The 24575-nt window shown below is 38.2% G+C and carries 30 protein-coding genes; 19 read left to right on the forward strand and 11 right to left on the reverse strand.

Annotated features, from left to right (window positions below; translation table 11 throughout):
• Positions 1–22 precede the first annotated feature (22 nt).
• Both CFPU101_RS21440 and argB read right to left on the reverse strand, forming a co-directional pair.
• Positions 23–241, reverse strand: a complete 219-nt coding sequence (locus CFPU101_RS21440; RefSeq protein WP_206817420.1) for a DUF4327 family protein — start codon at positions 239–241, stop codon at positions 23–25.
• A 192-nt stretch (positions 242–433) separates the two neighbouring features.
• The gene (argB, locus tag CFPU101_RS21445; RefSeq protein ID WP_206817422.1) at positions 434–1336 is read right to left on the reverse strand and encodes an acetylglutamate kinase; all 903 of its coding nucleotides are present in this window, start codon (positions 1334–1336) and stop codon (positions 434–436) included.
• Positions 1337–1598: 262 nt separating this feature from the next.
• Between argB and CFPU101_RS21450 the strand changes: the two genes are divergently transcribed.
• Positions 1599–2684: an ABC transporter ATP-binding protein gene (locus tag CFPU101_RS21450; protein WP_206817424.1), complete on the forward strand. Its 1086-nt coding sequence runs from the start codon at positions 1599–1601 to the stop codon at positions 2682–2684.
• A 42-nt stretch (positions 2685–2726) separates the two neighbouring features.
• On the forward strand, positions 2727–3020 hold the full coding sequence (locus CFPU101_RS21455; RefSeq protein WP_206817426.1) for a hypothetical protein: 294 nt from the start codon (positions 2727–2729) through the stop codon (positions 3018–3020).
• Here CFPU101_RS21455 and hrcA read toward each other — a convergent pair.
• Positions 3007–4074, reverse strand: coding sequence for a heat-inducible transcriptional repressor HrcA (hrcA, locus tag CFPU101_RS21460; RefSeq protein ID WP_206817428.1), 1068 nt, complete (start codon positions 4072–4074; stop codon positions 3007–3009). The genes CFPU101_RS21455 and hrcA overlap by 14 nt on opposite strands.
• Before the next feature lie 317 nt (positions 4075–4391).
• Between hrcA and CFPU101_RS21465 the strand changes: the two genes are divergently transcribed.
• On the forward strand, positions 4392–5219 hold the full coding sequence (locus tag CFPU101_RS21465; protein ID WP_242578150.1) for a GNAT family N-acetyltransferase: 828 nt from the start codon (positions 4392–4394) through the stop codon (positions 5217–5219).
• Between the two features lie 101 nt (positions 5220–5320).
• Positions 5321–5473, forward strand: coding sequence for a DUF1778 domain-containing protein (locus CFPU101_RS26370; RefSeq protein WP_206817465.1), 153 nt, complete (start codon positions 5321–5323; stop codon positions 5471–5473).
• On the opposite strand, the gene CFPU101_RS21475 is transcribed toward CFPU101_RS26370, so the two are convergent.
• Entirely contained in the window at positions 5466–5951 is a 486-nt protein-coding gene (locus CFPU101_RS21475) for a quercetin 2,3-dioxygenase (protein ID WP_206817432.1), read from the reverse strand. The two genes, CFPU101_RS26370 and CFPU101_RS21475, sit on opposite strands and share 8 nt — an antisense overlap.
• Positions 5952–6264: 313 nt before the next feature.
• Here CFPU101_RS21475 and purB point away from each other — a divergent pair, with 313 nt between their 5' ends.
• Complete coding sequence (purB, locus tag CFPU101_RS21480; RefSeq protein ID WP_206817467.1) at positions 6265–7560, forward strand: adenylosuccinate lyase; 1296 nt, start codon at positions 6265–6267, stop codon at positions 7558–7560.
• Between the two features lie 3 nt (positions 7561–7563).
• On the opposite strand, the gene CFPU101_RS21485 is transcribed toward purB, so the two are convergent.
• From CFPU101_RS21485 to CFPU101_RS21495, 3 genes are all read right to left on the reverse strand, one after another.
• On the reverse strand, positions 7564–8505 hold the full coding sequence (locus CFPU101_RS21485; protein WP_206817434.1) for an aldo/keto reductase: 942 nt from the start codon (positions 8503–8505) through the stop codon (positions 7564–7566).
• 19 nt (positions 8506–8524) lie between these two features.
• Positions 8525–9058, reverse strand: a complete 534-nt coding sequence (locus CFPU101_RS21490; RefSeq protein WP_206817436.1) for a cofactor assembly of complex C subunit B — start codon at positions 9056–9058, stop codon at positions 8525–8527.
• Between the two features lie 94 nt (positions 9059–9152).
• Positions 9153–9557 (reverse strand): hypothetical protein, encoded by a 405-nt coding sequence (locus CFPU101_RS21495; protein ID WP_206817437.1) that lies wholly within the window; start codon positions 9555–9557, stop codon positions 9153–9155.
• Between the two features lie 111 nt (positions 9558–9668).
• On the opposite strand from CFPU101_RS21495, the gene CFPU101_RS21500 reads away from it, so the two are divergent.
• The 5 genes from CFPU101_RS21500 to CFPU101_RS21520 all read left to right on the forward strand — a co-directional run bounded on the left by CFPU101_RS21500 (position 9669) and on the right by CFPU101_RS21520 (position 13362).
• Positions 9669–10316, forward strand: coding sequence for a DUF3318 domain-containing protein (locus CFPU101_RS21500; RefSeq protein WP_206817438.1), 648 nt, complete (start codon positions 9669–9671; stop codon positions 10314–10316).
• Between the two features lie 188 nt (positions 10317–10504).
• Positions 10505–11497, forward strand: a complete 993-nt coding sequence (locus tag CFPU101_RS21505) for an exopolysaccharide biosynthesis polyprenyl glycosylphosphotransferase (RefSeq protein WP_206817439.1) — start codon at positions 10505–10507, stop codon at positions 11495–11497.
• Positions 11484–11948 (forward strand): ATP-binding protein, encoded by a 465-nt coding sequence (locus CFPU101_RS21510; protein ID WP_242578152.1) that lies wholly within the window; start codon positions 11484–11486, stop codon positions 11946–11948. Before CFPU101_RS21505 ends, CFPU101_RS21510 begins: the two co-directional genes overlap by 14 nt.
• Positions 11949–11954: 6 nt before the next feature.
• Positions 11955–12914 (forward strand): malate dehydrogenase, encoded by a 960-nt coding sequence (gene mdh, locus CFPU101_RS21515; protein ID WP_206817440.1) that lies wholly within the window; start codon positions 11955–11957, stop codon positions 12912–12914.
• A 46-nt stretch (positions 12915–12960) separates the two neighbouring features.
• Positions 12961–13362 carry a metalloregulator ArsR/SmtB family transcription factor gene (locus CFPU101_RS21520; protein ID WP_206817441.1) on the forward strand — a complete coding sequence of 134 codons (402 nt, stop codon included), beginning with the start codon at positions 12961–12963 and terminating at the stop codon, positions 13360–13362.
• Between the two features lie 119 nt (positions 13363–13481).
• Here the strand turns inward: CFPU101_RS21520 and CFPU101_RS21525 are convergent, their stop codons facing one another.
• Positions 13482–14084, reverse strand: a complete 603-nt coding sequence (locus tag CFPU101_RS21525; protein WP_206817442.1) for a superoxide dismutase — start codon at positions 14082–14084, stop codon at positions 13482–13484.
• Between the two features lie 369 nt (positions 14085–14453).
• Here CFPU101_RS21525 and CFPU101_RS21530 point away from each other — a divergent pair, with 369 nt between their 5' ends.
• Positions 14454–15581 carry a SpoIID/LytB domain-containing protein gene (locus tag CFPU101_RS21530; RefSeq protein WP_206817444.1) on the forward strand — a complete coding sequence of 376 codons (1128 nt, stop codon included), beginning with the start codon at positions 14454–14456 and terminating at the stop codon, positions 15579–15581.
• Here CFPU101_RS21530 and cobU read toward each other — a convergent pair.
• The gene (gene cobU / locus CFPU101_RS21535) at positions 15578–16129 is read right to left on the reverse strand and encodes a bifunctional adenosylcobinamide kinase/adenosylcobinamide-phosphate guanylyltransferase (RefSeq protein ID WP_206817446.1); all 552 of its coding nucleotides are present in this window, start codon (positions 16127–16129) and stop codon (positions 15578–15580) included. The two genes, CFPU101_RS21530 and cobU, sit on opposite strands and share 4 nt — an antisense overlap.
• A gap of 156 nt (positions 16130–16285) precedes the next feature.
• On the opposite strand from cobU, the gene CFPU101_RS21540 reads away from it, so the two are divergent.
• From CFPU101_RS21540 to CFPU101_RS26380, 6 genes are all read left to right on the forward strand, one after another.
• Complete coding sequence (locus CFPU101_RS21540; RefSeq protein ID WP_206817448.1) at positions 16286–17236, forward strand: glycosyltransferase family 2 protein; 951 nt, start codon at positions 16286–16288, stop codon at positions 17234–17236.
• 2 nt (positions 17237–17238) lie between these two features.
• The gene (gene hpsU / locus CFPU101_RS21545; protein ID WP_206817449.1) at positions 17239–17829 is read left to right on the forward strand and encodes a hormogonium polysaccharide biosynthesis acetyltransferase HpsU; all 591 of its coding nucleotides are present in this window, start codon (positions 17239–17241) and stop codon (positions 17827–17829) included.
• A 142-nt stretch (positions 17830–17971) separates the two neighbouring features.
• On the forward strand, positions 17972–18298 hold the full coding sequence (locus CFPU101_RS21550) for a DUF2605 domain-containing protein (RefSeq protein WP_206817451.1): 327 nt from the start codon (positions 17972–17974) through the stop codon (positions 18296–18298).
• 103 nt (positions 18299–18401) lie between these two features.
• Positions 18402–18701 carry a DUF2973 domain-containing protein gene (locus CFPU101_RS21555; RefSeq protein WP_206817453.1) on the forward strand — a complete coding sequence of 100 codons (300 nt, stop codon included), beginning with the start codon at positions 18402–18404 and terminating at the stop codon, positions 18699–18701.
• Positions 18702–18730: 29 nt separating this feature from the next.
• The gene (locus CFPU101_RS26375) at positions 18731–19003 is read left to right on the forward strand and encodes a YqiA/YcfP family alpha/beta fold hydrolase (RefSeq protein WP_374191983.1); all 273 of its coding nucleotides are present in this window, start codon (positions 18731–18733) and stop codon (positions 19001–19003) included.
• Positions 19004–19005: 2 nt separating this feature from the next.
• Complete coding sequence (locus tag CFPU101_RS26380) at positions 19006–19365, forward strand: YqiA/YcfP family alpha/beta fold hydrolase (RefSeq protein WP_374191984.1); 360 nt, start codon at positions 19006–19008, stop codon at positions 19363–19365.
• Here the strand turns inward: CFPU101_RS26380 and CFPU101_RS21565 are convergent.
• Both CFPU101_RS21565 and CFPU101_RS21570 read right to left on the reverse strand, forming a co-directional pair.
• On the reverse strand, positions 19362–20306 hold the full coding sequence (locus CFPU101_RS21565; RefSeq protein WP_206817455.1) for a GNAT family N-acetyltransferase: 945 nt from the start codon (positions 20304–20306) through the stop codon (positions 19362–19364). The two genes, CFPU101_RS26380 and CFPU101_RS21565, sit on opposite strands and share 4 nt — an antisense overlap.
• 17 nt (positions 20307–20323) lie before the next feature.
• Positions 20324–22048 (reverse strand): sodium:proton antiporter, encoded by a 1725-nt coding sequence (locus CFPU101_RS21570; protein ID WP_206817457.1) that lies wholly within the window; start codon positions 22046–22048, stop codon positions 20324–20326.
• Between the two features lie 234 nt (positions 22049–22282).
• On the opposite strand from CFPU101_RS21570, the gene CFPU101_RS21575 reads away from it, so the two are divergent.
• Together CFPU101_RS21575 and CFPU101_RS21580 are read left to right on the forward strand one after the other, a co-directional pair.
• Positions 22283–22873 carry a DUF3038 domain-containing protein gene (locus tag CFPU101_RS21575; protein WP_206817459.1) on the forward strand — a complete coding sequence of 197 codons (591 nt, stop codon included), beginning with the start codon at positions 22283–22285 and terminating at the stop codon, positions 22871–22873.
• Positions 22874–22880: 7 nt separating this feature from the next.
• A complete protein-coding gene (locus CFPU101_RS21580; protein ID WP_206817461.1) occupies positions 22881–24257 on the forward strand; it encodes a DUF4335 domain-containing protein in 1377 nt (458 codons plus the stop codon).
• Positions 24258–24575: the final 318 nt, after the last annotated feature.

Below are 24575 nucleotides of genomic sequence, written 5' to 3' on the forward strand. Positions count from 1 at the left end.
AAATATCTTGGCTTGAATTTCTTTAATCTTCGTCCCACTCTTCAACCACTATAATATCGCCAACTTGATCATTCATTGAAAAACCAAAATCTAATAATTCTTGCTTCCAGTAAGCCCATTCATCGCCGTAAAGTAAAGCAAGCTTCCAAATATTATCAGAAGATTTAATTACTTTAGATTCAACGAGTGAGGCGGCTTTGCGCTGAAACTTCGCCATAGGGTGAGCGACTTGTTTGGTCATAGCCTCGATTTGCTGATTCCTGATTAATTGTACTAAAACTTAATTTTTTAACTAATGCTTCTTCACAGAATAAATTTTTAAGTTAATCCATTTTGGCAGGCTTAAAAATACTCAAGAAGCATTGTTTCTTATATGTACATCAAAGAATAAGGTTTTAGCAAGGCCTTTTAGAAAAAAGTACGGTAATTACTACTATTGGTGTGTAAATTCCGAAGCAACAATCATCGAACCAATCCCTTTATCAGTGAAAATTTCTAGTAAAAGAGAATGGGGAAGACGACCATCAATAATATGAGCCGCTTTAACACCTTGAGCGAGCGATCGCACACAACAACTTACCTTTGGAATCATTCCACCAGAAACAATCCCGCGACTAATTAATTCTCTTGCTTGTTGAATATCTAATTTATTATACAAAGTCGAAGGATCTTTATAATTTTCCAGAATTCCCGATGTATCTGTTAATAGAATTAATTTTTCTGCACCTAATGCTGCGGCAATTTCTCCTGCGACCGTATCGGCATTAATATTATAAGCCTGTCCTGTTTCATCAGCCGCTACACTAGAAATCACAGGGATATAACCCTTTTCAGCCAAAGAGATGATTAAACGTGCATCGACTGTAGCCACCTCACCAACAAAACCAATATCTTCTCCCCCTAAATTTCGTGCTGTAATCAAGTTAGCATCTTTGCCGCACAAACCAACTGCTTTACCACCTGCATTATTAATCAAAGTGACTAATTCTTTATTGACGCGTCCGACTAAGACCATTTCTACAACATCCATCGTTGCTGCATCTGTCACCCGTAAACCGTTTTTAAATTGTGCTTCAATACCCAATTTATCTAGCCAACTATTGATCTCAGGGCCGCCACCATGTACAACAATGGGTCGCACTCCCACACAGGCTAGAAAAACAATATCGCGGATGACAGTATCTTTGAGATTACTATCTTTCATCGCAGCACCGCCATATTTAACCACAACCGTTCGACCTGCGAATTGTTGGATATAAGGTAAAGCTTCGCTTAAGATGCGAACCCGTTCTGCATCTGAATCTAAGTTCAGGTTAGCTTTTTGCTCGTTGATCATTTTGGTTTGCTATCCTACACAATTAATCAAATTAATAGTTTAACGGAATAAGGATTATACGAAACTGTTCATGATGAACTGAAGCTATAACTCGTGATCAGCGCAGTAAATCATCTGTAAAAATGTAAATGATTAAGTTTTTAAATTTATCTATCTTAAGGTAGATGACAGTTTAAGGTTGATCTGGATTACATCTAAATTACTTAAATGACTACTACCAGTTTAGGATAAGGTTGATCTTAACCTGTGAACAATAAATTTTATGGCTCAAGTCTGTCTAAATCAGATCACTCGTCAATTTGATTCAGTAATAGCGGTTTCTGATATTACCTTTGAAATTCCTGATGGCGAATTTTGGGTTTTAGTTGGGCCGTCAGGATGCGGAAAATCTACTATTTTACGGATGATTGCTGGATTAGAATCAATCACAAGGGGTGAACTTTATATTGGTAGTAGTTTAGTTAATTCAATTCCACCAAGACAAAGGGATGTCGCGATGGTTTTTCAAAATTACGCCTTATATCCTCACATGACGATCGCTCAAAATTTGTCTTTTGGGTTACGAATGCGAAAAGTCGATCCCATTACTTTAAATAAACGTGTCGAAAGTGTGGCTCGTTCCCTTAATATTGATCATTTATTAAACCGTAAACCGAAACAACTATCGGGGGGACAACAACAAAGAGTCGCTTTAGGACGTGCGATCATTCGAGAACCTAAAGTTTTCTTAATGGATGAACCTTTATCGAATTTAGATGCTCAATTACGAGATGAAACAAGAGCATTTTTAAAAGAGCTACATCGACAATTAGGAATTACTACGATTTATGTCACTCATGATCAAGTAGAAGCCATGACATTAGCTGATAAAATTGTCATTCTCGATCAAGGAACAATTCAACAGATTGGGCTACCTCAAACAATTTATCAACGTCCTACTAACCGAATGGTCGCTACCTTTATTGGTAGCCCGACAATGAATATCTTACCAGCTATTTATAGTCAGGGAAATCTTTGTATTCAAGGACAGTTTATTCCTCTTTCTGAAACACTTAAAAAATCTTTGCCTTTAACAGAATCAGTTAGAGTAGAAGTTGGCATAAGACCAGAGCAAATACATCTTACATCTTCAGAAAAAAGCGGTTTACTCAGTGCTATTATTGATCTGATAGAACCTTTGGGGAAAGAGATTTTAGTACGAGCTACTTTACTAGATACAGAAACAAAATTAAGTTTTTATGCTTCGTTTGTTGACTCTGTAAAAGTCGGCGATAGTGTAACTCTTCAAATAAATATAGAACAAATTTTTATCTTTGATCCTTTGACTGGTAAAACACTTTATCCTTAATTTTAAATAATAAAAATAGGTTGTTTAAATATTTATAGACCAATGAAAGTTTATCTTAAAGATGATATTTTATATATTAAACAAGACGATTTACCTCAGTATAAAAAAGGAGGCTCTGTTGTGCGTAATAGTTATTTTTGGGCATTAAAATCAATTGCTTGTTTTTCTAATCGTGAAAAAGACTGGGAATTCGATCAAGACATTTGGCTGGCTTTAGCTAGAATGTTACTTTTCTTTACTCAATCAGGTTATTTAGGATATTCTGAAACAATTTTAGAATTTGCTTCAGATGATATAATTCCTGATGATTTAAGGTCAGTTTCTACGAGGTTATAGAATCACTTAAAGCATCAGTTAAATAATCGGCTGTTGTCTCAACTAAAGGAATTGTATTTTCATATAACATACGAGTTGGGCCAATAATTCCGACGCTACCAACTGGAGATTCACCTTGGCGATAGACCGCAGAAACTAAAGTACAAAGTCGCATTGATTCTAAGGGATTTTCTGAACCAATTCTAATTTTTACCTTTGATGTAGATTCACAAATCAGTGGAATTAATTGATCTTGTTGTCGTTCTAATAGATGTAGCAACATTTTAAATTGTTCTAAATGAGAAAATTCAGGATGACGCAAAACTTCTGACACCCCGTGCATAATAATAGAAGGTGTAGACTCAGCCTGTAATCGTTGGCTCACTTCTTGAACTAAATTTTTTAAAATATTTTTGTATTGTAAAAACTCCTGATCGATTTTGTTCCAATCTAAAGTAATTAGTTCAGAATAAGAGTATCCTTTGAGTTGATGGTTCAAAAAATTGGATAAAATTTGTAATTCTTTCGCTAAATTTTCTGTCTCATCTTCTAGAATTGTTGCTGGTATATCCATTAAAACAGATTGCGTTTGAAACCCATCAGTAACAATAATTAACATCATCTGCTTGGATGATACTTGTACTAACTGTAGATGTTTTAGCTTATTGTTTGAAGTCTGAGGCAGAGTAATAATCGCAATATATCCGCTAATATTTGCTAAAATCTGTGTTGCTCTTTGGAGAAGCGAATCAAAATGCCATGTTTCTCGCTTTAATTGCTGAAATAAATACTGTTCAATGTGTTTACTTATTGTTTCATCGGGACTCATGAGTTCATCGACATAAATGCGATATCCTGAATCAGATGGTACACGTCCAGACGATGTATGAGGTTGATAAAGAAAACCGTCTTTTTCTAATTGACCTAAAGCGTTGCGTATTGTTGCCGAACTCACTTGAAAATTATAACCTTCAACCAAAGTTTTTGAGCCAACAGGTTCAGCCGTCGCAATATAGTGCTTAACAGTCGCTTTTAAAATTCTTTGATAACGTTCATTAAGATGGGATTTTGGCATGGCTCTAACAACAAGCGTTTTTATTTAATCTAAAGATAATATAAATTTTTTGTTAGTATACCTTTACCATTTTACAGAATGCTAGTTCCAATCTAACGGTCACAGCACAATCAGCTTACTCATCAACAATAAGCATTTATGCCTCCCGAACTATTTTTAACATCTCTAAAGCTTTGGTACTGTAGCCATTAGCACTTGATCAGCAGACAAAAGTTATACAGACCGTGCAGAAGAAAGATATTTTTATCATGCAGTTAAAGAATAAGTTTTCATGACAGAATATTTACTCAGAACAATGAGTCGTAAGGAAATTGATCTTGCGTACTCGCCGAAGGCGAGATCCCTGTGGGATCGCATGGGCTGCTTCAGAGGGATGGAACCCTAGTTTACATGATGCAGATTGTTTTTATACGGCTGATCCTGATGGATTTTGGGTTGGATTAATCAATAATCAACCTATTTCTGTTCTTTCTGCGGTTAAATATGGCGATAATTTTGCTTTCTTAGGTTTTTATATCGTTATGCCAGAATATCGCGGTCAAGGTTATGGTTTTCAATTGTGGAATACTGTGATCGCATCTCTTAAAGGACGAAATATCGGTTTAGATGGAGTCGTCGCGCAACAAGAAAATTATCAAAAATCGGGTTTTAAATTGGCTCATCGCAACATTCGCTATCAAGGAAAAGGCGGAATTGAAGTCCCACACAATTCAAAAATTATTGAGTTAAAAAACTTGACATTTAATGATTTATGTGAATACGACAGGGCATTTTTTCCTAGCGATCGTACTTCATTTTTGCAATGTTGGATTAATCAACCTGAAAGCTTTGCATTAGGAATCCTAGAAAACGGTCAGTTGGCGGGCTATGGAGTCATTAGAGCGTGTCAGACAGGTTATAAAATTGGCCCCCTATTTGCCGATGATGAGACATTAGCCGAATCATTATTTCTGGCTTTGCAGTCAAAAATCAAACCTGAAACACCAATTTTTTTAGATACACCAGAAATTAATCCCGCAGCCATCCAGTTAGCCAAACGATATGGCATGAATATCGTTTTTGAAACAGCGCGAATGTATACTAAAGAATTTCCAGAATTACCCTTTAAGCGATGGTATGGGGTCACAACCTTTGAACTGGGTTAGATATCTTGACTTGAAAAGTACGATTATTTGCCGTACACTAATCTCGAAAACCGTAACCAAGGGAAGAAAACAAAACGAAATCAGAAGGTTTAGAAGCTAGAATTACCGCAGAACAGAAAGAAATCTTACAATTAGTTGCCACACTAGAAGGACGGTCAATTACAGATTTTGTCATCACTCACGCAGCCCAAGCAGCCAGACAAACCATAGAAGAACATACCATTCTCTATTCACTGACGACTTATTTTATTTAACTGGTGGAAGAATTGTAATGCCGTATTTAGGTGCAATAGTTTTCATTTTTTCAATCGCTTCTGGTGTCAGTAGCGGGGGTGAAATATTAGGATTGCTTAACACTGTTCCGACTTCGGCAAAGAACTGTTCAAGTCCTGCTGGTGTCACCCAACACAGCATTTTAGCAGGTTGTGAGCTAATCACTTTGTAGCTATGTCTTTGTCCCCTAGGTGAATGGAGAAACGTACCAGGAGTAGCAACAACAGTTTGGTCATCTAAATAAAACTCGACTTCTCCCTCTTGAACATAAAATGCTTCGTCTTCCCGACCATGAATATGCGATGGCGGCCCTTTTTGCGGTTCAGCCCAAATCTCAAACAGTGCATATTGTCCATTCGTTTGTTCGCCTACTGCTTTAAAGATTACAATATCTCCTGCGACTGTAACTACAGTTCCTTGATTAGGATGCACCACTAAACCATGTTGCTCAACCGTCATGATAATTCTCCTTTTTCAAAAACTTCAGTAATCTTCAAGGATATGGAGCAATGATTTAAGTTAAATATTTTTATAAATTTCTATTGAATGCTGTGGTTTTGTCATTTAACAATATCATTTTTTTGGCAGTTATACCAAAGTCTAGTATCTTTTGCAAAATTATTTCATAATTAATAATGACTATCTAGGTAAGCTTCTGATTGTCGAAGTATCTAGAATTCGCATTCGAGAATAAAGCTCTCTATACAGGTTTTGCGGTTAATTAGGAATCGAGGGTGATACAATAAGACGGTTGAATTGTAGAGAACGATCGGTGATTGAGCGTTATACCCTTCCCGAAATGGGAAAAATCTGGACAGATGAGTATCGTTTCCAAACATGGCTAGAAGTAGAGATAGCTGTCTGTGAAGCACAAGCAGAATTAGGTTCCATTCCATCCGTTGCAGTAGACGAAATTAAAGCAAAAGCAAAGTTTGATGTACAGCGTGTTTTAGAGATTGAAGCAGAAGTCAGACACGATGTCATTGCTTTCTTGACAAATGTCAATGAATATGTAGGGGATGCAGGGCGTTATATTCACCTTGGCTTGACCAGTTCAGATGTATTAGACACCGCACTATCGTTACAGTTAGTCGCTAGTCTAAATTTAATTTTGCAATATCTAGAAGACTTAATTCAAGCGATCCGTTACCAAGCACAACAACACCGTTATACAGTAATGGTAGGCCGATCGCATGGTATTCACGCAGAACCGATCACTTTTGGCTTTAAGTTAGCAGGTTGGTTAGCCGAAGTCTTACGCAACCGTGAACGTTTAGTCCGTTTAAGAAAAGATATCGCAGTAGGTAAAATCTCTGGCGCGGTCGGAACCTATGCTAATATCGATCCGAAAGTAGAAGCCATTTCCTGTCAAATTTTAGGGCTAGAACCCGATACCGCATCAACTCAGGTTATTTCACGCGATCGTCATGCCGAATTTGTGCAACAATTAGCGATATTAGCCGCATCAATTGAACGCTTTGCCGTTGAAATTCGCAATCTACAGCGTACAGACGTACTAGAAGTAGAAGAATTTTTCGCTAAAGGTCAAAAAGGCTCATCAGCAATGCCTCACAAGCGTAACCCTATTCGTTCTGAGCGTTTAACGGGAATGGCGAGAATTATTAGAAGTCATGCCGTTGCAGCCGTTGAAAATATTGCTTTGTGGCATGAAAGAGATATTTCTCATAGTTCAGTCGAACGAGTCATTTTACCCGACTGCTGTATCTTGACCCATTTTATGATTAAAGAGATTACAGAACTGGTGAAAAACCTACAAGTCTACCCGCAAAACATGGAACGCAACATGAATGTTTATGGGGGAGTCATTTTCAGTCAAAAGGTTTTATTGACTTTAGTTGAAAAAGGACTTGCGAGAGAAGAAGCCTATAAAATTGTACAATCTTGCGCTCATCAAGCTTGGAATACCACTAACGGTAACTTTTATCATTTGATTAGTAATAATGCTCAAGTCAAAGAACTTCTGTCATCTGAAGACATTGAAAGTTGTTTTGATCCTAAGCATCATCTCAAACATCTTGATACTATCTATCAACGCTTAGATATTTAGAAACTATAACCAAGGGCGGCTCACTTTTTCTAAGTGCTGAACCTCATCAGCACTTAGTCGCCATCCTAAAGCACCTGCATTTTGTATCGCCTGTTGAGCATTTTTTGCACCAGGAATAGGTATTACATCGCCTTGTGCAATTAACCAATTTAGGGCAACTTGTGCAGGCGTTTTTTGATATTTTTCCCCATATTGACGTAATAAATCTAATACGGGAGCAATTTTTTCTAAACCTTGAGTACTAAAACGATTATCTAGCTTTCTTGCACCTTCTGGTGTTTTTTCTGGGGTATATTTTCCTGTGAGTAAACCTTGTGCCAGAGGACTATAGGCTAGTATTGTAATTCCTAATTCACGGGCAGTATTACTAACTCCTTGGCTTTCTATTTTGCGAGACAATAAAGAGTACTGTACCTGATTAACGGCTACGGGTATATCTCTTTTTTTCAGGATGTCATGAGCATGACGCATTTGTGATGCCGAATAATTACTGACTCCGATCGCTTCTATTCTACCGCGTTGGACTTCATCAGCTAAGGCATTCATCAAGGTTTCTTGACTCATCAGAAAAGTAAATGGCCAGTGAACTTGATATAATACGACTTTTTCTAACTGTAAACGTTGTAAACTATTGGTAATCGCTTGATGCACTGCATCGGCACCGAAACGCCAAGGTAATGGGCCGTATTTCGTCGCAATATCGACTTTAGTAGAAGTATTTTTTAAAAAACGACCGATTAAGCGTTCTGATTCACCGAGACCGTAAATTTCTGCCGTATCAAAAAAAGTAATTCCCGCGTTGATGGTCGAAAGAAAAGCTTCTTCTACTTCTTTTTCGCCATAGGACTTACCATAATCCCAGAATAACCGATCGCCCCACGACCAAGCACCTATTCCTAAAGCCGTCACTGATGGGCCATTTTTTCCTAATGTTGTTGTTTCCATGCTCTCGCCTTTGTGGGGTTTATGATACTAATTTTAAAGATAACGCTTGCTGCAATTCGCTTAACTCATCCCGATGACCGATGACTGTAATGCAAGTTTGTTCTTCAATTTCAGATAAAGGAATTGGTTCTAGTTTTAAAGATATTTTTTCTAAACGTCCCGCTTTTTTCCAATAATATAGACCTGCACCTGGAGATAAAAGAGTAATAACCAGTATCCAAGGAGAGAAAGCGGGAGATAAATAAGTAATCACTAAACTGAGGCAAAAAAAACCAACAGCCGCTAATATACTTAAAAATATTGCTAAAAACCAACTAGGACGCACCATACCTTGGAATGTGACTTGATTATCTTCCGCATTAATCGATTGTACTTGATAGGCACGTTGAGCAAAATAGGTTTTTAGTTGTGATAATAGAGAATCTTCGGATATTTCCGCCATTAAGGTAAGTTTTTCGGTTCGTTCTTTGACTGAGGCACGGATAAAAAAGAATAAACCGATAAACATCAGTAGAGTCAGAAAAAATGTTGAATAGAGGATAGTAGTATTCACAAGATTGAAATCAGAATCAGATTGCTTAATATATCTTAACAATTCTTCGTGATTTGCGAGATCAGTCTATTGAGTAAAAAGACTAAACCACTACTTATAATTTCTTTTGTAAATAATCTGTCCATTTTGCGGCAAGCTCAATATTAGTAAAAGGAACTCGATAAGAAGTAGCTTGATCTTTACCCAGAAATTCAATAAACGCTTTTCCTTTATTGGGTAAATTGGCTAAATCAACACTTTGAGCATTCACCAGTAGACGAATCTCTGCAATATCATCTAAAGAAAAAGTTTGTCGCTCAATTAAACCTTGACGACGAGGTGTACCAAAAGTAATTTGTTGAGCTTGTACCCCTAGAACTGATAGAACATCATATTTAGCATTTTCAAATTCTTGGGCCCAAAGACGATAACCTTCTACCTTTTGATACTCATTCCAGCCACTCCAGGCTAAACCAAAAAAAATAGCAAGGAGAGGTAACCATAAAAGACCTCTTTCCATAAAACTTGATAGGATATATATTTCAAATTGATCTTGTAGTCTAACTCAAGCCTGCGATGATCGATGATCCGATCTAGAATGCGTATATATTGATGTGAATTGGGTAAATATATGACCTCCTATACAACTGCTTCGGCTAGAGCCGAAATGAGTGAACTTCGGCGGTTAAAAACCTTACTCCCTCCTGAGTTACAAAGTTGGGTCACGGTAGAAGGAACAACAGAAGTCAATCCTCCTTTACTTCGTTCTGAAGAAATTGGTCGAGATGAAATCGAAATCCAAGTCGATCTCGCTCGTTGGGAAAACTTAGCAATTGATCAACGTAATTTATTATTCTGGCACGAAGTCGCCCGAATCCAAAATGATACTATTCCTAGAGAGGGTTGGGAAATGGCAGCCCTAGCCATTGGTTTAGGGGGTGCAGTCGGTGAATTATGGGTACAGGATGGCTTATTGTTGTTATTAGCAATGGGATTATGTGGGATTTCTGGCTATCGTCTGTGGCAAAAAAATAATGGCGATCGCACTCTCAAAGATTCCCTTGAAGCTGACGAAAAAGCGATCGCACTAGCAACCCGCTTCGGTTATACGCTTCCTAATGCCTACAAGAGCCTAGGAAGTGCCTTTAAAACCCTAATTGAACAAACTCCTAACCGTCGTCAAAAAAAACGCTATGAAGCCCGTTTACAAGCCCTCAGACGAAGTGCTTCAAAAGCAAAATCTCAAATGCAGCAAACTGATCGACCTATTTCGATTTAATCGGAGTTTGACAGTTGACCCTTCAGTCACCGTTCAGTATCAGGTCACTTATCAGAGTCCTAAAAGTCCTGATATCTGAATTGGTAACTAAAAAGACTTGGAATAATTAAAAAAATATTGTAAACATTTATAGTAAATGTTTAATAAACGGGAACCTTTTTTAAGTAAACACTATTTTTTTGTCTTTAATGGCTTCGCAACTACCCGAAATCGATTTCCCTGTAACTGTTTCGTACGATCACTCGGTGATCTATATGCCAGAACGCTTAACCGTTCTAGAAGCAGTTCAATTTAAGCAGACCTTTGGCCAATTGATCGCTCAAGCTTCTCCACCTCGTTTAATTACATTAGACTTTAGTACAACTGCATTTATCGATAGTAGTGGTGTTGGTGTATTAGTCCATAATTTTAAGGCGGCAAAATCCAAGCAGATTAACTTAATTTTCTATAACGTCAATCCTCTAGTAATGGGTGTTTTATCGTTAACGAGTTTAGATCAGATTTTCACGATTCAAAATCCCCCCCCAACTCATACCGAATCAAGTAAATCAGAACTGCCACTCCCAGAAACTCATCCTTCTGTCAAAAGTTGGGTAAAACGTTTATTGGATATTGTCGGTAGTATCGTTGGTCTAGGAATTACTGGATTGATTTTACTGCCAATGGCGATCGCAATTAAGCTAGATAGTCCTGGCCCGATTTTTTTCTGGCAAACTCGTTATGGTTGGTTAGGAAAACCTTTTAAAATTATCAAATTTCGCTCAATGTGTATAAACGCAGAAGCACTCAGGCAACAAATTCCTAATCAAGCAGAAGGCGCAATTTTTAAAAATCAGAATGATCCCCGAATTACTAAAGTCGGTCGCTTTTTGCGTCGCACCAGTCTCGATGAACTGCCTCAGTTTTGGAATGTTTTAAAAGGTGAAATGAGTTTAGTTGGAACTCGTCCACCAACACCCGATGAGGTAGATAAATATGATGTTCCTCAATGGAGACGACTTAATGTTAAACCAGGGATGACTGGGGAATGGCAAGTCAACGGACGTTCAAAGGTCAAAAACTTTGAGGATGTGATTCAACTTGATCTTAAATATCAAGAAAACTGGAGTCTGATGTATGATTTAAAGCTTATTTTGAAAACCATTTTGATTTTATTTAATAAAAATAGTGGAGCGTTTTGAAAACAGCAACTCGAACAATGAGCTAAACCCGCAAATTTTTCGTTTGCGAGTGAATACAGAATTAGAAGCATTAATTCCAGTTTTACAATGGTTTGAGCAACAGACCGAACATCTAACACCTAAAGCCCTCATTTGGCAATGTAAACTCGCATTAGCCGAAGGATTTACAAATACAGTACGCTATGCTCATGATGATTTACCCCCAGAAACTCCCATAGATATTGAGTTAACCTTATTTTCCAATCTGCTTGAAATGCGACTTTGGAATTTTGGCAAACCCTTTGATCTTTATCAAAAACTAGCAGAATTACAAAATAGTTCCGTAGATCCTTTAGAAAAAGAAGGCGATCGCGGATTAATTTTTATGAATGCACTGATGGATGATTTACAATATATTCGTCTAGAGGATCAGCGCAATTGCTTAATAATGCGTAAAAGATTAAGTGAATAACTCAAAATGTCTAATTTAATAATTCCTTGTCAATCACCGCTTGTTTCTGTGATTGGTGCAGGAAATGTGGGTAGAACACTTGCACAACGTATAGCCGAAAAAAATTTAGCCGATGTCGTTCTCTTGGATATTGTTGAAGGATTACCCCAAGGTGTTGCTCTTGATTTAATGGAAGCTCAGGGCATACAATTACACGATAGTCAAGTAATTGGTACCAATGACTACACCGATACCGCAGGCTCTAATATTGTTGTTATTACTGCTGGTTTAGCGCGAAAACCAGGAATGACGCGAGATGATTTGATGAATGTCAATGCTAAAATTGTCGTTGAAGCAGCACAAAGAGCCTTTACTTATTCTCCTGATGCGATTTTTGTAGTTATTACCAATCCCCTCGATGTCATGACTTATTTAGTTTGGCAGACTATCAAATTACCTCCACAACGAGTCATAGGAATGGCAGGAGTTTTAGATTCATCGCGTTTACAAACATTTATAGCGATGGAACTGGGTGTTTTAGCTGCCGACGTTCATGCAATGGTATTAGGAGGTCATGGGGATTTGATGTTACCCTTACCTCGGTATTGTACCGTTAGTGGAGTTCCCATCACTGAATTAATGGATGAAACCACGATTAACCGTCTTGTCGAACGGACTCGTAATGGTGGCGCAGAAATTGTTAAATTACTTCAAACAGGTGGAGCTTATTATGCTCCTGCTTCTTCAGCTTGTGTGATGATCGAGGCAATTTTACGCAATCAATCTCGTTTGTTGCCTGCTGCTGCCTATTTAGATGGCGAATACGGCTTAAAAGATATCTTTTTGGGTGTCCCCTGTCGTTTAGGTTGTCGGGGCGTAGAATCGATTTTAGAAGTCAATCTGAGCGACGAAGAAAGAAACGCCTTACAAATTTCGGCTCACTCAGTACGGCAAAATGTTCAAGCTGCCTTAACCCATCTCTCTTAATTGCTCTGAGTATAATAAAAATATAACGATCGCAAAAAATATTTTAATGAAATCTGCTCTTAATTTGGTCACAGAAGCCATTAGTACTGATCAATGTCAGTCTCATTGTTTTCTAGAAGCCGATAACTTGAATCAAATTAAAAATCAAATCTTAACATCTGAGCAAGCCCAAAGTATGGCTGAATTTTTCAGTTTACTAGGAGATACTAACCGTTTAAGAATTTTGTCAGTTTTAGCCAAAAATGAACACTGTGTGTGTGATTTAGCGGCGATTTTGGGGATGGGTGAATCAGCCGTTTCTCATCAACTGCGAACCCTCAAAGCAATGCGTTTAGTCAGTTATCAAAAAAGAGGGCGTAAAGTCTTCTATCGTTTACAAGATCATCATGTTTTAGAACTCTATCAATCAGTTGCTGAACATCTTGCAGAAATCGATGAGAATTTGTAGAGACGTGTGGGGCTTATCAAGTCTGCGCAGGTTTGCCAAAAAGAAAGCCCCTCCATTTCAGAGGGACGTAGCAGACACAGCCCCTTGCCATGGCCCGTCTCTACGCCAAAAATGGAACTTTAGGCAGCAGCAGCGTAATTTTCTGCGACAAAATCCCAGTTAATTAAAGAACTAACAAAATCACCGATATAATCAGGACGACGATTTTGATAATCAATATAGTACGCGTGTTCCCAAACATCCATCGTTAGTAAAGGAATTTGTCCTGCTGTTAGAGGATTATCCGCATTTGAGGTTTTGGTGACTTTAAGAGTTCCATTATCAAGAACTAACCAAGCCCAACCACTACCAAATTGAGTAGCACCCGCTTTTTTAAACTCTTCAACAAAGTTGTCGTAGCTACCGAAATCAGCATTAATTTTATCAGCTAAAGCACCCGTCGGCTGACCCCCGCCACCCGATTTCATGCAATTCCAATAAAATGTATGATTCCAAGCTTGAGCCGCATTATTAAACAAACCAGACTTAGAAGCATCTCCAGCGATCGCTTTGATGACCTCTTCAATTGATTTAGAGTCTAGATCCGTGCCAGCGACTGCGTTGTTATAGTTATTCACATAAGCCGCATGGTGTTTATCGTGATGAAACTCCAGCGTACTCTTTGAGATATAAGGCTCTAGGGCTGTGTATTCATAAGGTAGTGCAGGAAGTTTATAAGCCATGTTCTATCCTCTCTAATTGCTCAAAAAAAGCGATATTTTGCACTGATTGATGCGATTCAGCTTATAGTTAATTAACTAGACAAGCTGATGCCGTGAAACTTTCCGTTTTGATTGTATCCTAAAAATGTTATTTGAAGCTTAAGCCTTATGATGAAACAATTTTCTGTCTAGGGGAAGTTGCTTAACCCATCAAGATAATATTTAACAAAAGCAAAATGCTCAGGTGTTAGTTTCAAGTGATGTTAGGGAATTTTTTAAATATAAGCTCTCAAAAATCTTAGATCACCGCCAGAACAATAACTGGCTCATCTTTTGGCAAAAACCCAACTTTGAACGTAGAATTATTAGGGAGTGTGAGGAGATAGTCTCATGATGTCTTGGCAAGAAACATTTTGCTTTTTTGTTTCTAAAAAGTACGGATGGCTGACGGTGCTATTATGGATGCTTGTTATTGCACCTGTTCAAGCGGCTACAGAATTAAGAGTTGCTATAGTTAAAGCAGCTAATCAAGTTAGTGTCGGCAGTTCCACAGATGCGTTAATAAAAGATGGGACAGGCAGAACATTAGGAAAACTAACCGCGATGAGTCCTTTTGTTGCCCAACCAAAAACCAACAGCGTAGCAATTCAACAATTTACATCTCAACAATTAGTGATTGAACCGAGCAACGATGGTTATGTATGGATTGGTAATCGTTGGTATCGCGGCCGAACTCGCTTAATGATACAAGGAAAAGGGGTCACCGCCCTTAATTTAGTCGATTTAGAGTCATATTTATATAGTGTTGTCGGTTCAGAAGCGATCGCAACATGGCCTCTAGAAGCACTCAAAGCGCAAGCAGTAGCCGCCCGTACCTATGCTTTAAATAAAAGTTCGACGGGAGGAAATCGATTTTATGATCTCGATACCACCGTTCAAACTCAAGTATACAAAGGCTTAGAAACTGAATATTTAAGTACCCATGAGGCGGTTAACCAAACCGCAGGACAAATCCTCACCTATAATGGTAAGGCGATTTTAGCGGTGTTTCATTCCTCATCGGGTGGTCATACAGAAAATGTTGAGGATGTATGGAGTTCGGCATTACCCTATTTAAGAGGTGTGGTTGATTACGATCAAACTGCTCCTGTTTATCAATGGACGAAAACGTTTAATATCAATGAAGTTGGTTCGCTTTTGGGCGTTGGTACTGTAAAAACCTTTGTTCCCGAAAGAATTACCCCCAATGGGCGAATTATTACCCTAAAAGTCATTGGTGCTAAAGGTTCTAAATTAATCGATGATAGTCAAGTCCGAAAAGTGTTAGACCTTCGCAGTACCCTGTTCACGGTTTCTGTTCAAGATAATATGGTTGAATTTAAAGGCAGAGGCTATGGTCATGGCATAGGTTTAAGTCAATGGGGGGCTTATTATTTATCCTTACAAGGTGTGCCTTACGATCAAATTTTGACGCATTATTATCAGCAGGTAACCTTAACTGCGATGAAACCTAATTAGTTTGAAGGTAATGGCTGACCTAATTCGCTAAGGTTTAAAACATAGCCACCTGTCACTAAATAAACCGAATGAGCAATTATACTTATTTTGCGCGTCAGAGTGCCTAATCTATCTCGAAATAAACGGCCACTTGCATAGGAGGGAACGATACCCCATCCCGTTTCTTCAGCCACAAAAATAACTTTTGATGAGATTTGTTGGAGAGTCAACAGTAAATCATTTTGAATGGTTTGCCAACTTAGTTCGTCTTGCTCTAAAAAATTAGCTACCCAAGTTCCTAAAGAATCTATTAATAAACAATCAGAGGAAACTGTAAGCGCGAGCAAAGAGACTAAATCAAAAGGAACTTCTACCGTCTTCCAATCGTCAGGCCGTCTAATTTGATGTTGATTAATTCTAACTTGCCATTCTAAGTCATTAGGATCACGTTGTGCTGTAGCAACATAAGTAACAGGTTGATTCATCTTTTTTGCTAGAAATTCAGCCCATTCACTCTTCCCAGAACGGGCTGGCCCTGTGATTAGAATAATTTGCTGATTTAGATTCATGGCTTTGAGCGAAAAGTAAAAGTATAGAGTATGGTCTTTACTAATCTTAAAAGTATAGTAAGATCGAAAAAAAATTCTTAGACTTTTTTTTGCATCTGTTTTTCAAATTAAAAGTTTAAGAAACAGGCTACCAAAACCTCTAACTCCTTTTTACCCATGTATAGCCAATTAGAAAAAATTCCTGTCTCGGTTCTAATTCCAGCTAAAGATGAAGAATATAACCTTCCTGCTTGTTTAGAAAGTGTCACAAGGGCTGATGAAGTTTTTGTAATCGATTCTCAAAGTAGCGATCGCTCAGTTGAAATTTGCGAAAGCTATGGCGCAAAAGTCGTTCAATTCTATTTTAAAGGGGGTTGGCCCAAAAAGAAAAACTGGTCACTTGATAATCTTCCTTTCCGCAATGATTGGGTTTTAATCGTTGACTGTGATGAACGAATTACCCCCGAATTATGGGATGAAATCGCGGTTCGTATTCAAGATCCTAACTATGCAGGCTATTATCTCAATCGTCGTGTCTTTTTCTTGGGTAAATGGATTCGTCATGGAGGAAAATATCCTGATTGGAACTTACGTCTATTTAAACATCGCCTCGGACGCTACGAGAATTTAAAAACCGAAGATATTCCCAATACAGGGGATAATGAAGTTCACGAACACGTGATCCTCGATGGTCAAGTCGGATATCTGAAAAATGATATGCTACACATCGATTTTAGAGATATTTATCACTGGTTAGCACGTCATAATCGTTATTCTAATTGGGAAGCCAGAGTCTATTACAATTTACTGACCGATAATAGTGATAACGGCACCATTGGAGCGAATTTATTTGGTGACTCAGTACAACGCAAACGTTATTTAAAGAGAATTTGGGTCAGATTACCATTAAAACCCCTTCTCCGTTTTGTTCTTTTCTATTTTATTCGTCTTGGTTTTTTAGACGGAAAACCGGGTTATACCTATGCTCGTCTCTTGAGTCAGTATGAGTATCAAATTGGCGTAAAATTAGATGAACTCCGTCAGTTTGGCGGTCGCTTAAATCAACCCGTTCCAACTGAAAAGTCTTTATCTGGAGCGATTACTAAAGAGCCCGCTAAACTATCTTAACAATGAACTCTAACCTGAACTCTGATCCCGATCTTAAAATGATTCCTTTGGTCGATTTACGTCAGTATAACCAATCTGGTTTTGATCGGGGTCGCCAGGGATGGTTTATTTTAATTTGGTGGCTGGTTCAAGCGATCGTTTTTTCCTTGAGTCTACATAATATGGATGAGTTGCGTTGTCTGATTTTGCGGAAATTTGGCGCAAAAATTGGCAAAGGAGTTAAAATTCGTCCAACGGCTCGGATTACCTATCCTTGGAAAGTTAGCATTGATGATTACAGTTGGATTGGTGATGATGTGGTGTTTTATAGTTTAGATGAGATTGCGATCGGTTCTCATTGTGTGATTTCCCAAAAGACTTATCTGTGTACGGGAAGTCATGATCTTAAAGATGTTGCTTTTAGTTTAATTACGGCTCCGATTAGGATTGGTAATGGTGCTTGGGTCGCTACAGATTGTTTTATTGGGCCAGGGGTCAAAATTGGAGCTAATGCGGTGATTGGGGCTAGAAGTAGTGTTTTTAGCGATATTCCGTCACAACAAGTCGCTTGGGGTTCTCCTTGTCGTCCTCAATATCAACGAGAAGTTAAATAATTTTTATTTTTACAACGTGTTTTTAGGTTAGATGACTTTAATCTATCTTTTGACTTGTCTTTCTTAATATTTCATCACAATAATTATGAAGAAATGTAAATAACGCTAAGATAAAGTAAGGCCTCAAAAATTTCAAAAAACAATGTTCAACTCTCAACCGCCTAACAACGAACTGCTCAAAACTGTACTAGAGCCTTTATTAGATGACTTTCAGTATTGGTTTATGAATGCGCTAGTTTTATTAGAATCAGAAGAGATTAGTTTTTTAACCCCAGAGGAGCAAGCTGATTTATTAGAACGAGTCAAACAGGCACAACAAGAGGTATCGACCGCACAACTGTTGTTTAAAGCTGTTGGAGAGCAAGCAGGGATTGAAACCAGTGTTTTATTACCTTGGCATAACTTGGTAGCCCAGTGTTGGCAAGTGTCGCTTAAATGGCGTTCCTTAAACCGCGATGGACAAGCCTAAAAATCCTTTACTCTCATTTTCGACAGAAAAGGTAAGCTAAGATCATAAATCTTTTTCTTAAAATTTTAAGTTTAGATACACAAGTCTCACGGAGGAAAGATCGATGTTACACCTGATTTACATTTTTGCTTTTACAATTATTGCTTTTTTGACCATCAGTAATTTGATTCGTAGTCTGATTACGGTGAGTATGGATTCTCAACGCCCCTCCTCAAGAGGAAAATCGAATATGTACGGTTCCAGAGGTGTGCCTCATCCAGAATTACTCGATGACAGAGGAGTACCCATTAATGAACCTTTATTAGTAATGCGTTCGGTTAGTGTAGAAGATGCACGTCAGCAGCTAGACGCATTGTATAAAGCTTCTCCGAGTCAAACGATTGATATTGATGAAGAAAAGTAATTAGATTTAAGATTTAAACTCAATTTCTTGTGAAAACTCAGTACATTTACTTACACGGCTTTGCATCGAGTCCCAATTCTGCCAAAGCCCAGTATATCAACGAGCGTTTTTCAGAATTGAATCATTCTTTAATTATTCCAGACTTTAATCAAAATGATTTTTCTCATTTAACGTTAAGTCGGCAAATTAGACAGATTTCTCAACTTCTTCCTCTAGACACTCCAGTAACGTTACTTGGTTCGAGTTTTGGGGGTTTAACTGCGGCCTATTTAGCAGAAAATATCATCAAATTGAACGCTTAGTTTTGCTTGCACCTGCATTCGGTTTCTTATCGGAATGGTTAAACCGACTTGGAACCGATATGGTGAAAGAGTGGGAAAGTTCAGGGTATTTAAAAGTTTATCACTATGGAGAAATGCGATCGCTTCCTCTACATTACCCATTTGTCCAAGATATCGAACAGTATGACGAAGCACAGCTACAGCGACAAGTTCCAACTCTAATCATTCATGGACGTAATGATGAAGTAATTCCCATTCAGTCTAGCCGAAACTACGCAAAACAACGTCCTTGGGTGAAACTGGTAGAAGTAGACAGCGACCACTCATTAACGAATGTTTCAACAAAAATTTGGTCTTTAACCAAAGAATTTTGTCATCTTTAACGCCAATCATCGAGAACAAAAACATCTGGTCGATTAAATCCAGATTTATTGGGTTTTTGCATGGCTACCCCTGTAATTTCTGTGCGGAACCCAAGATTGAGCATTGTCTGATACGCTTGATAACGACTGGTATTAACCCCTGCTTGTAACTTGGTCAGACCTTGTGCAAAACCAAACGCCTCGCATAAATTGACTAATTGTTCAAAGTGTTTTTGTGATTGATTTCCGGGGCGAATTGCGCCAAACTTAATAAAACAAGTGTTGTAACCCGCTTCTGTGTCAGCACCACAGTGACAAACCGCAAAACCAAGCAAACGGTCATTATCCCACAGCATTACAGTATCGCCTAATTTCAGACTATCTACCGCCTCAATTTCTTTGCTTAAGTTTAATCCATCATAAATAGCATCAGTTAGATTTTGAGTTTCTTTAAGAATTGCGGATTTTTCTGCTTCGGGAACTTGAGAAAAACGCAATTGAGTTAAAGTTAACTGAATCGGTTGTATTGATTTAGCCATGACTGGGGTAAGAAACTGAGGATAAAAACCAAACTTTTGATACAGTCCGTGATGTTTTGCGCTATTAGGAAAGGTAAAAAGTCCTGCTTGTTGTATTCCCCATGCTTCAAATCGTTTCATCATAGCCGCAACCAAAGATTTAGCAATACCTTTATCCCAAAAATTAGGATGAACACTTAAGGGGCCAAAATAAGCAAAACTTCCCCAATGAACTCCTAAAATTGAGCCGACTAATTGCTGATTAATTTCGGCTTTCAAAGCCCCACTAGGTTCAGTTTTCCAGCGATGAGAAAAATAAGCTTTACTACTCTCAAATTGTCGCGGGTCTGGTAAACCAATAAATGTCCCGAAAGCTAGACGGAAAATCTGGTCAGCTTCGGTTAATTCTTGTTCTTGTAGTAAACGAATAATGAGATCTGACATTAAAAAATGATAAGAAATTATTCAAGGTTTATTACTGGAGATTTAGTCGTTTCAGGTAATGAATTAATTTCGTTTTTAATTGCGGTTGAAAGATCTTCGTCTTTAATAACTTCTACTTTAATGGCTTCTAGTTTTATGACTTCCTGAATCGCTTCTTGAATCTCTTCTTCTTTAAAATCTATTTCCCTACTTTTAGCTAACATTTCTTTAAGAAGAGATCTAGGATTTTGATTAATGCGACCAGCGCGAATAAATTCAGCATAAGTATCGGCTTCTAGATTTAATAAGGTTTCTCGTAATTGTTCGACTGGTAAAAATTTAAGTTGAGGATTTGCGGTTGTTAAATCTTTAATTTTTTCTTCAACATTTTTCAATTGTTTTTCGATTAATTCTTGTTCTGCTTGATAAACTTGAGCATTAAACTCAGATGATTTATCGAGAGTTTCCATATAATTAATAATACGATTAAGAGCAACTTTTTGAGCCAATAATTCTGAGTATTCTAATCTTAGTGGTTGATCGCCAATCAAATTCAGTTTATTTAATAACCATTGAATTGATAAACCTTGAACCAATAATGTAAATAAAACAACTCCAAAAACCGTTTCTATAATTTCTTGTCGTGCAGGAACAATAATCGGTAAACTCAAAGCCAGTGCCACTGAAACAGATCCCCTTAAACCACTCCACCATAATACTGTTTGTTCGCGCCATCCAATATTCGTTTTAGCAAAAGAATTACTTAAATAAGCTAAACCAAAAATACTAATAAAACGAGTTAGAACAACAGCAAAAATAGCAATTCCAATGACTTTAAAATTATCAGTTAAACTAGAAAATTTTACTTGATCACCAATTAATAGAAAAACAATTGAGTTAACAAAAAAAGCGAAAAACTCCCAAAATTCTGTTACCAGTTGGCGAGTCCGAGGATTCATCCCAATCCGTGAGCCAAAGTTACCTAAAATAATTCCAACAACAACAACACTAATAACACCTGAACCCCCTAATTCTTCAGTAACTAAATAGGTACCATAAGCTGAAACTAAAGTTAAAGATTGTTCAACCGAAGGAACATCAATTCTTTGGGTTAAATATGAAATACCAAAACCAATTAAAATCCCAATGAGTACGCCCAAACCTACATAAGTTAAAAAACGATTGAGAGTTTCTGAAAGCGTAAAATTATGAACTCCGACTGGCATTTCAGCTAAAAGCAAAAACGCGACAACTGCTACCCCATCATTGAATAAACTTTCGCCTTCCATCAAGGTTAATAAACGATTACTTGCACCCAACTCTTTAAATAAAGCAACTACAGCAACAGGATCAGTTGAAGCTAAACTTGCTCCGACTAATAAAGCAGTCACTAAAGACAAAGACGTAAATTGATCTAAAGCAAAACCGACTCCAATCATCGAAATGAATACGCCAATGATCGCAAAAAGACTGACGGGTAACCAATTTTCTTTTAATTCTCGCCATCGAGTATTCCAAGCAGCCTCAAATAATAATGGAGGCAGAAAAATTTCTAGAATTAATCCAGGTGAGAGATTAACTAAACGGATATCCAAAAATGCTAACCCTAATCCGACAATCACCAAAAGCAGAGTATAGGGAATTTGGCGAAACCAAGTAAATATTTTAGAGATAGTGGCAACACTTAAAGAGACAGAAAGAACCACTAAAAATTTACCTAAATTTTCTTTAATAGCTGCGTCGGCGACTGATTCTAAACTCATTGGAGGATGTAAGCAACGGAGAGAGATGGGTAAAATATTAAAAATGAGTCCGTCTTAACCATTGTATTACTGTTGATCCAAGAGAAAAATAGCTCTATTAAAGGTTAGCTGTTCTCTGCCGTGCGACGGCGAACATATCCCCTCCAGCTTGCGGCTAACTGCCTTCCGCAGTTAGAATCACTCTATCATTCATCTTCTTTGTGTCTTTTTTTGTTTTCGCCCTTTTCTTGACTTATGCTTCCTGATGTGAAAACGCCTTCATCTGCCCGAAATTGGGATAATTTACCTCTTAACGAGCCTCCCGATAGTCAACACTTAGATAATATAAAAGCCCATCTAGACTTAATTCTAATGGCTTTAGAAGCGTTGACAGAGATTAGCTCAGATGGCATTTTACAAGCCGTCCACGCGCTAAACTTAGAAGAGGTGATCGCAGATCGAGTAGCATTGTGGCGGTTGCGTCAGTCTAATCCATTGCGTAAAAGTACGGGTGGACGAAAAAAAATGGATGTCGAAGAAGCACGATCGCTGGTTCTCATTATCGGTTATCTAGCTCAACAACATCAAGAATTATTACGTCGGGCTGTAGGTTTACTCGAACAAACGATCTCTCAAAATCAACCACCCTCACAAGCGTCTCTTCTAGGAGATTACCTCGACAACTTTAGCCAAATCTATCAAGAAAGGCTAGAGGAAGGCGAAAAAATGACGGCAGAACCTCTAACTCAATTAGCTTTTAAACTGTTAGTGGATTTATTGTTTTACAGTAGTCCTAATGGTCATCGCCGTCTGTGGTTAGCCCTTCTAGATTATTCCTATCGTTAATATCATTATGTTTTCTCAAGAAGTGCTGATTCGTCGTTATACCCCCCCTACCTGTACCCTAGAATTATCGGGTCGTCGTTCTCCGCTATACTTGTGGACGGGACAAAATCGAGTAAAAGATTTAGGATTTGAATTACGCTTTGATGATCCTAGAAAACCTACGGAAGACCAAATTGTTGTTAAAGGTAATCGCACACAACTGCAACTCTTCAGCGATGTCGTCAATCACTATATTCATAATTTTCTAAAAACCTCTTCGTCTCATTTACCTTTGACCACTAATTCTACAGCTATCCTCTCGCCATCAACGATTACCCTGCCGTCTGTACCTTCTCTACAGCCTTTAGGACTACTTAAACACGAATTGTCTTTCGGTTCTCTTATCGTCGAACCTCCTCAAGCTTCGATTATTCTAAATGCCTCTCAACTCTATGACTTAGCCAATGCCTTAGAAGAATATAGAACAGACGTATCTATTTTGCCTGCGATCACTAAACCCTCATTAAAGCAAGTCGCAGCAACTTGGTTAGGAACGGCTGCTACGACTTTTCTTGTCGCGTTAGGTGTAGGACTAGCAAGTGTTCAGATTCGAGAAAATCTGCAAAAAACAGCCAATCAAGTTGAAAATGAGCCTATACCTTCACAATCCAATGTTAAAGATGTTTTGCCACCCGTTCCACCGCCACCCACTGGTACGCCTGTTCCTAAGCCCAGTGTTCCGCCTACACTCGCGCAACGCCAACCCTTACCCACACCATCGACAGTAGTCGCCGTCCCCCCACCGCCCCGCAATCCATCAATTCCAGTGGTCATTCCGCCGAGGGCAGTTCTTCCGCCGCCTCCTGTTGTTCCTCAGCCGAATAGTACCGCAATTATTATCACTCCTAGAGATAATCTTTCTTCTGTTCCATCACCAACAGTCGCCCCTCTACCTTCTGCTGTTGCGCCAAAAGCGACGCAAAACGTTTCACCACAAGCTTTTAATCCCAATCCACCACCACCCAATTTACCAGAGTTACCGCCTTTAGCATCGCCTTCTGTCCCTGCTGAAACTGCGAGAGTTAATAGTGCGGGAACTAATCAAACGAAAACCTCTCTATTAGATACCATTCCCCAAGTTGGTGAGGCGAGGCAATATTTTCAAGCGCGTTGGAAACCGCCAGAAAGTCTCAATCAAACATTAGAATATCGCTTACTCCTTAATCAAGATGGTTCAATTGGTCGGATTACTCCACTAAGTCAAGCGTCTAAAATTTATGTAGACCGAACTAATATCCCGTTAATCGGAGAATCCTTTGTTTCACCTCTAGAAGTAGCAGAAAATCCTCAAATACGTCTTGTTTTAAGTCCAGATGGCACCGTAAGAACATTTATGGAAGAATAGGATTATTTTTGAGTTTTTCAACTGAGCTAAAATTTGTTACTTGGGTCAGATTTTAAATTGAGTCAAAAATTAATTGACTCGCATGATGATTTTGAATAAATTTTCGGGAACGATAGGATTGTAGTCTCTGAGATTGAGCGGTCATTTGGCTGCGCGAACATTTGTAGCGTAGCCATTTTCTATCTTTTTTATCATCAAAAAAAATTGTGACGAAGCAGTATGGTCAGTTTTATGAAGAAATTATACCAATTCATTAAATGTTGGCTACAGATAAAGCCTCCAGAATGTACTGCCATCCAACAAGGGAAGCAATCACCT

Source organism: Chroococcus sp. FPU101 (assembly GCF_017312365.1).
In the GTDB taxonomy this organism is placed as follows: Bacteria; Cyanobacteriota; Cyanobacteriia; order Cyanobacteriales; family Microcystaceae; genus Chroococcus.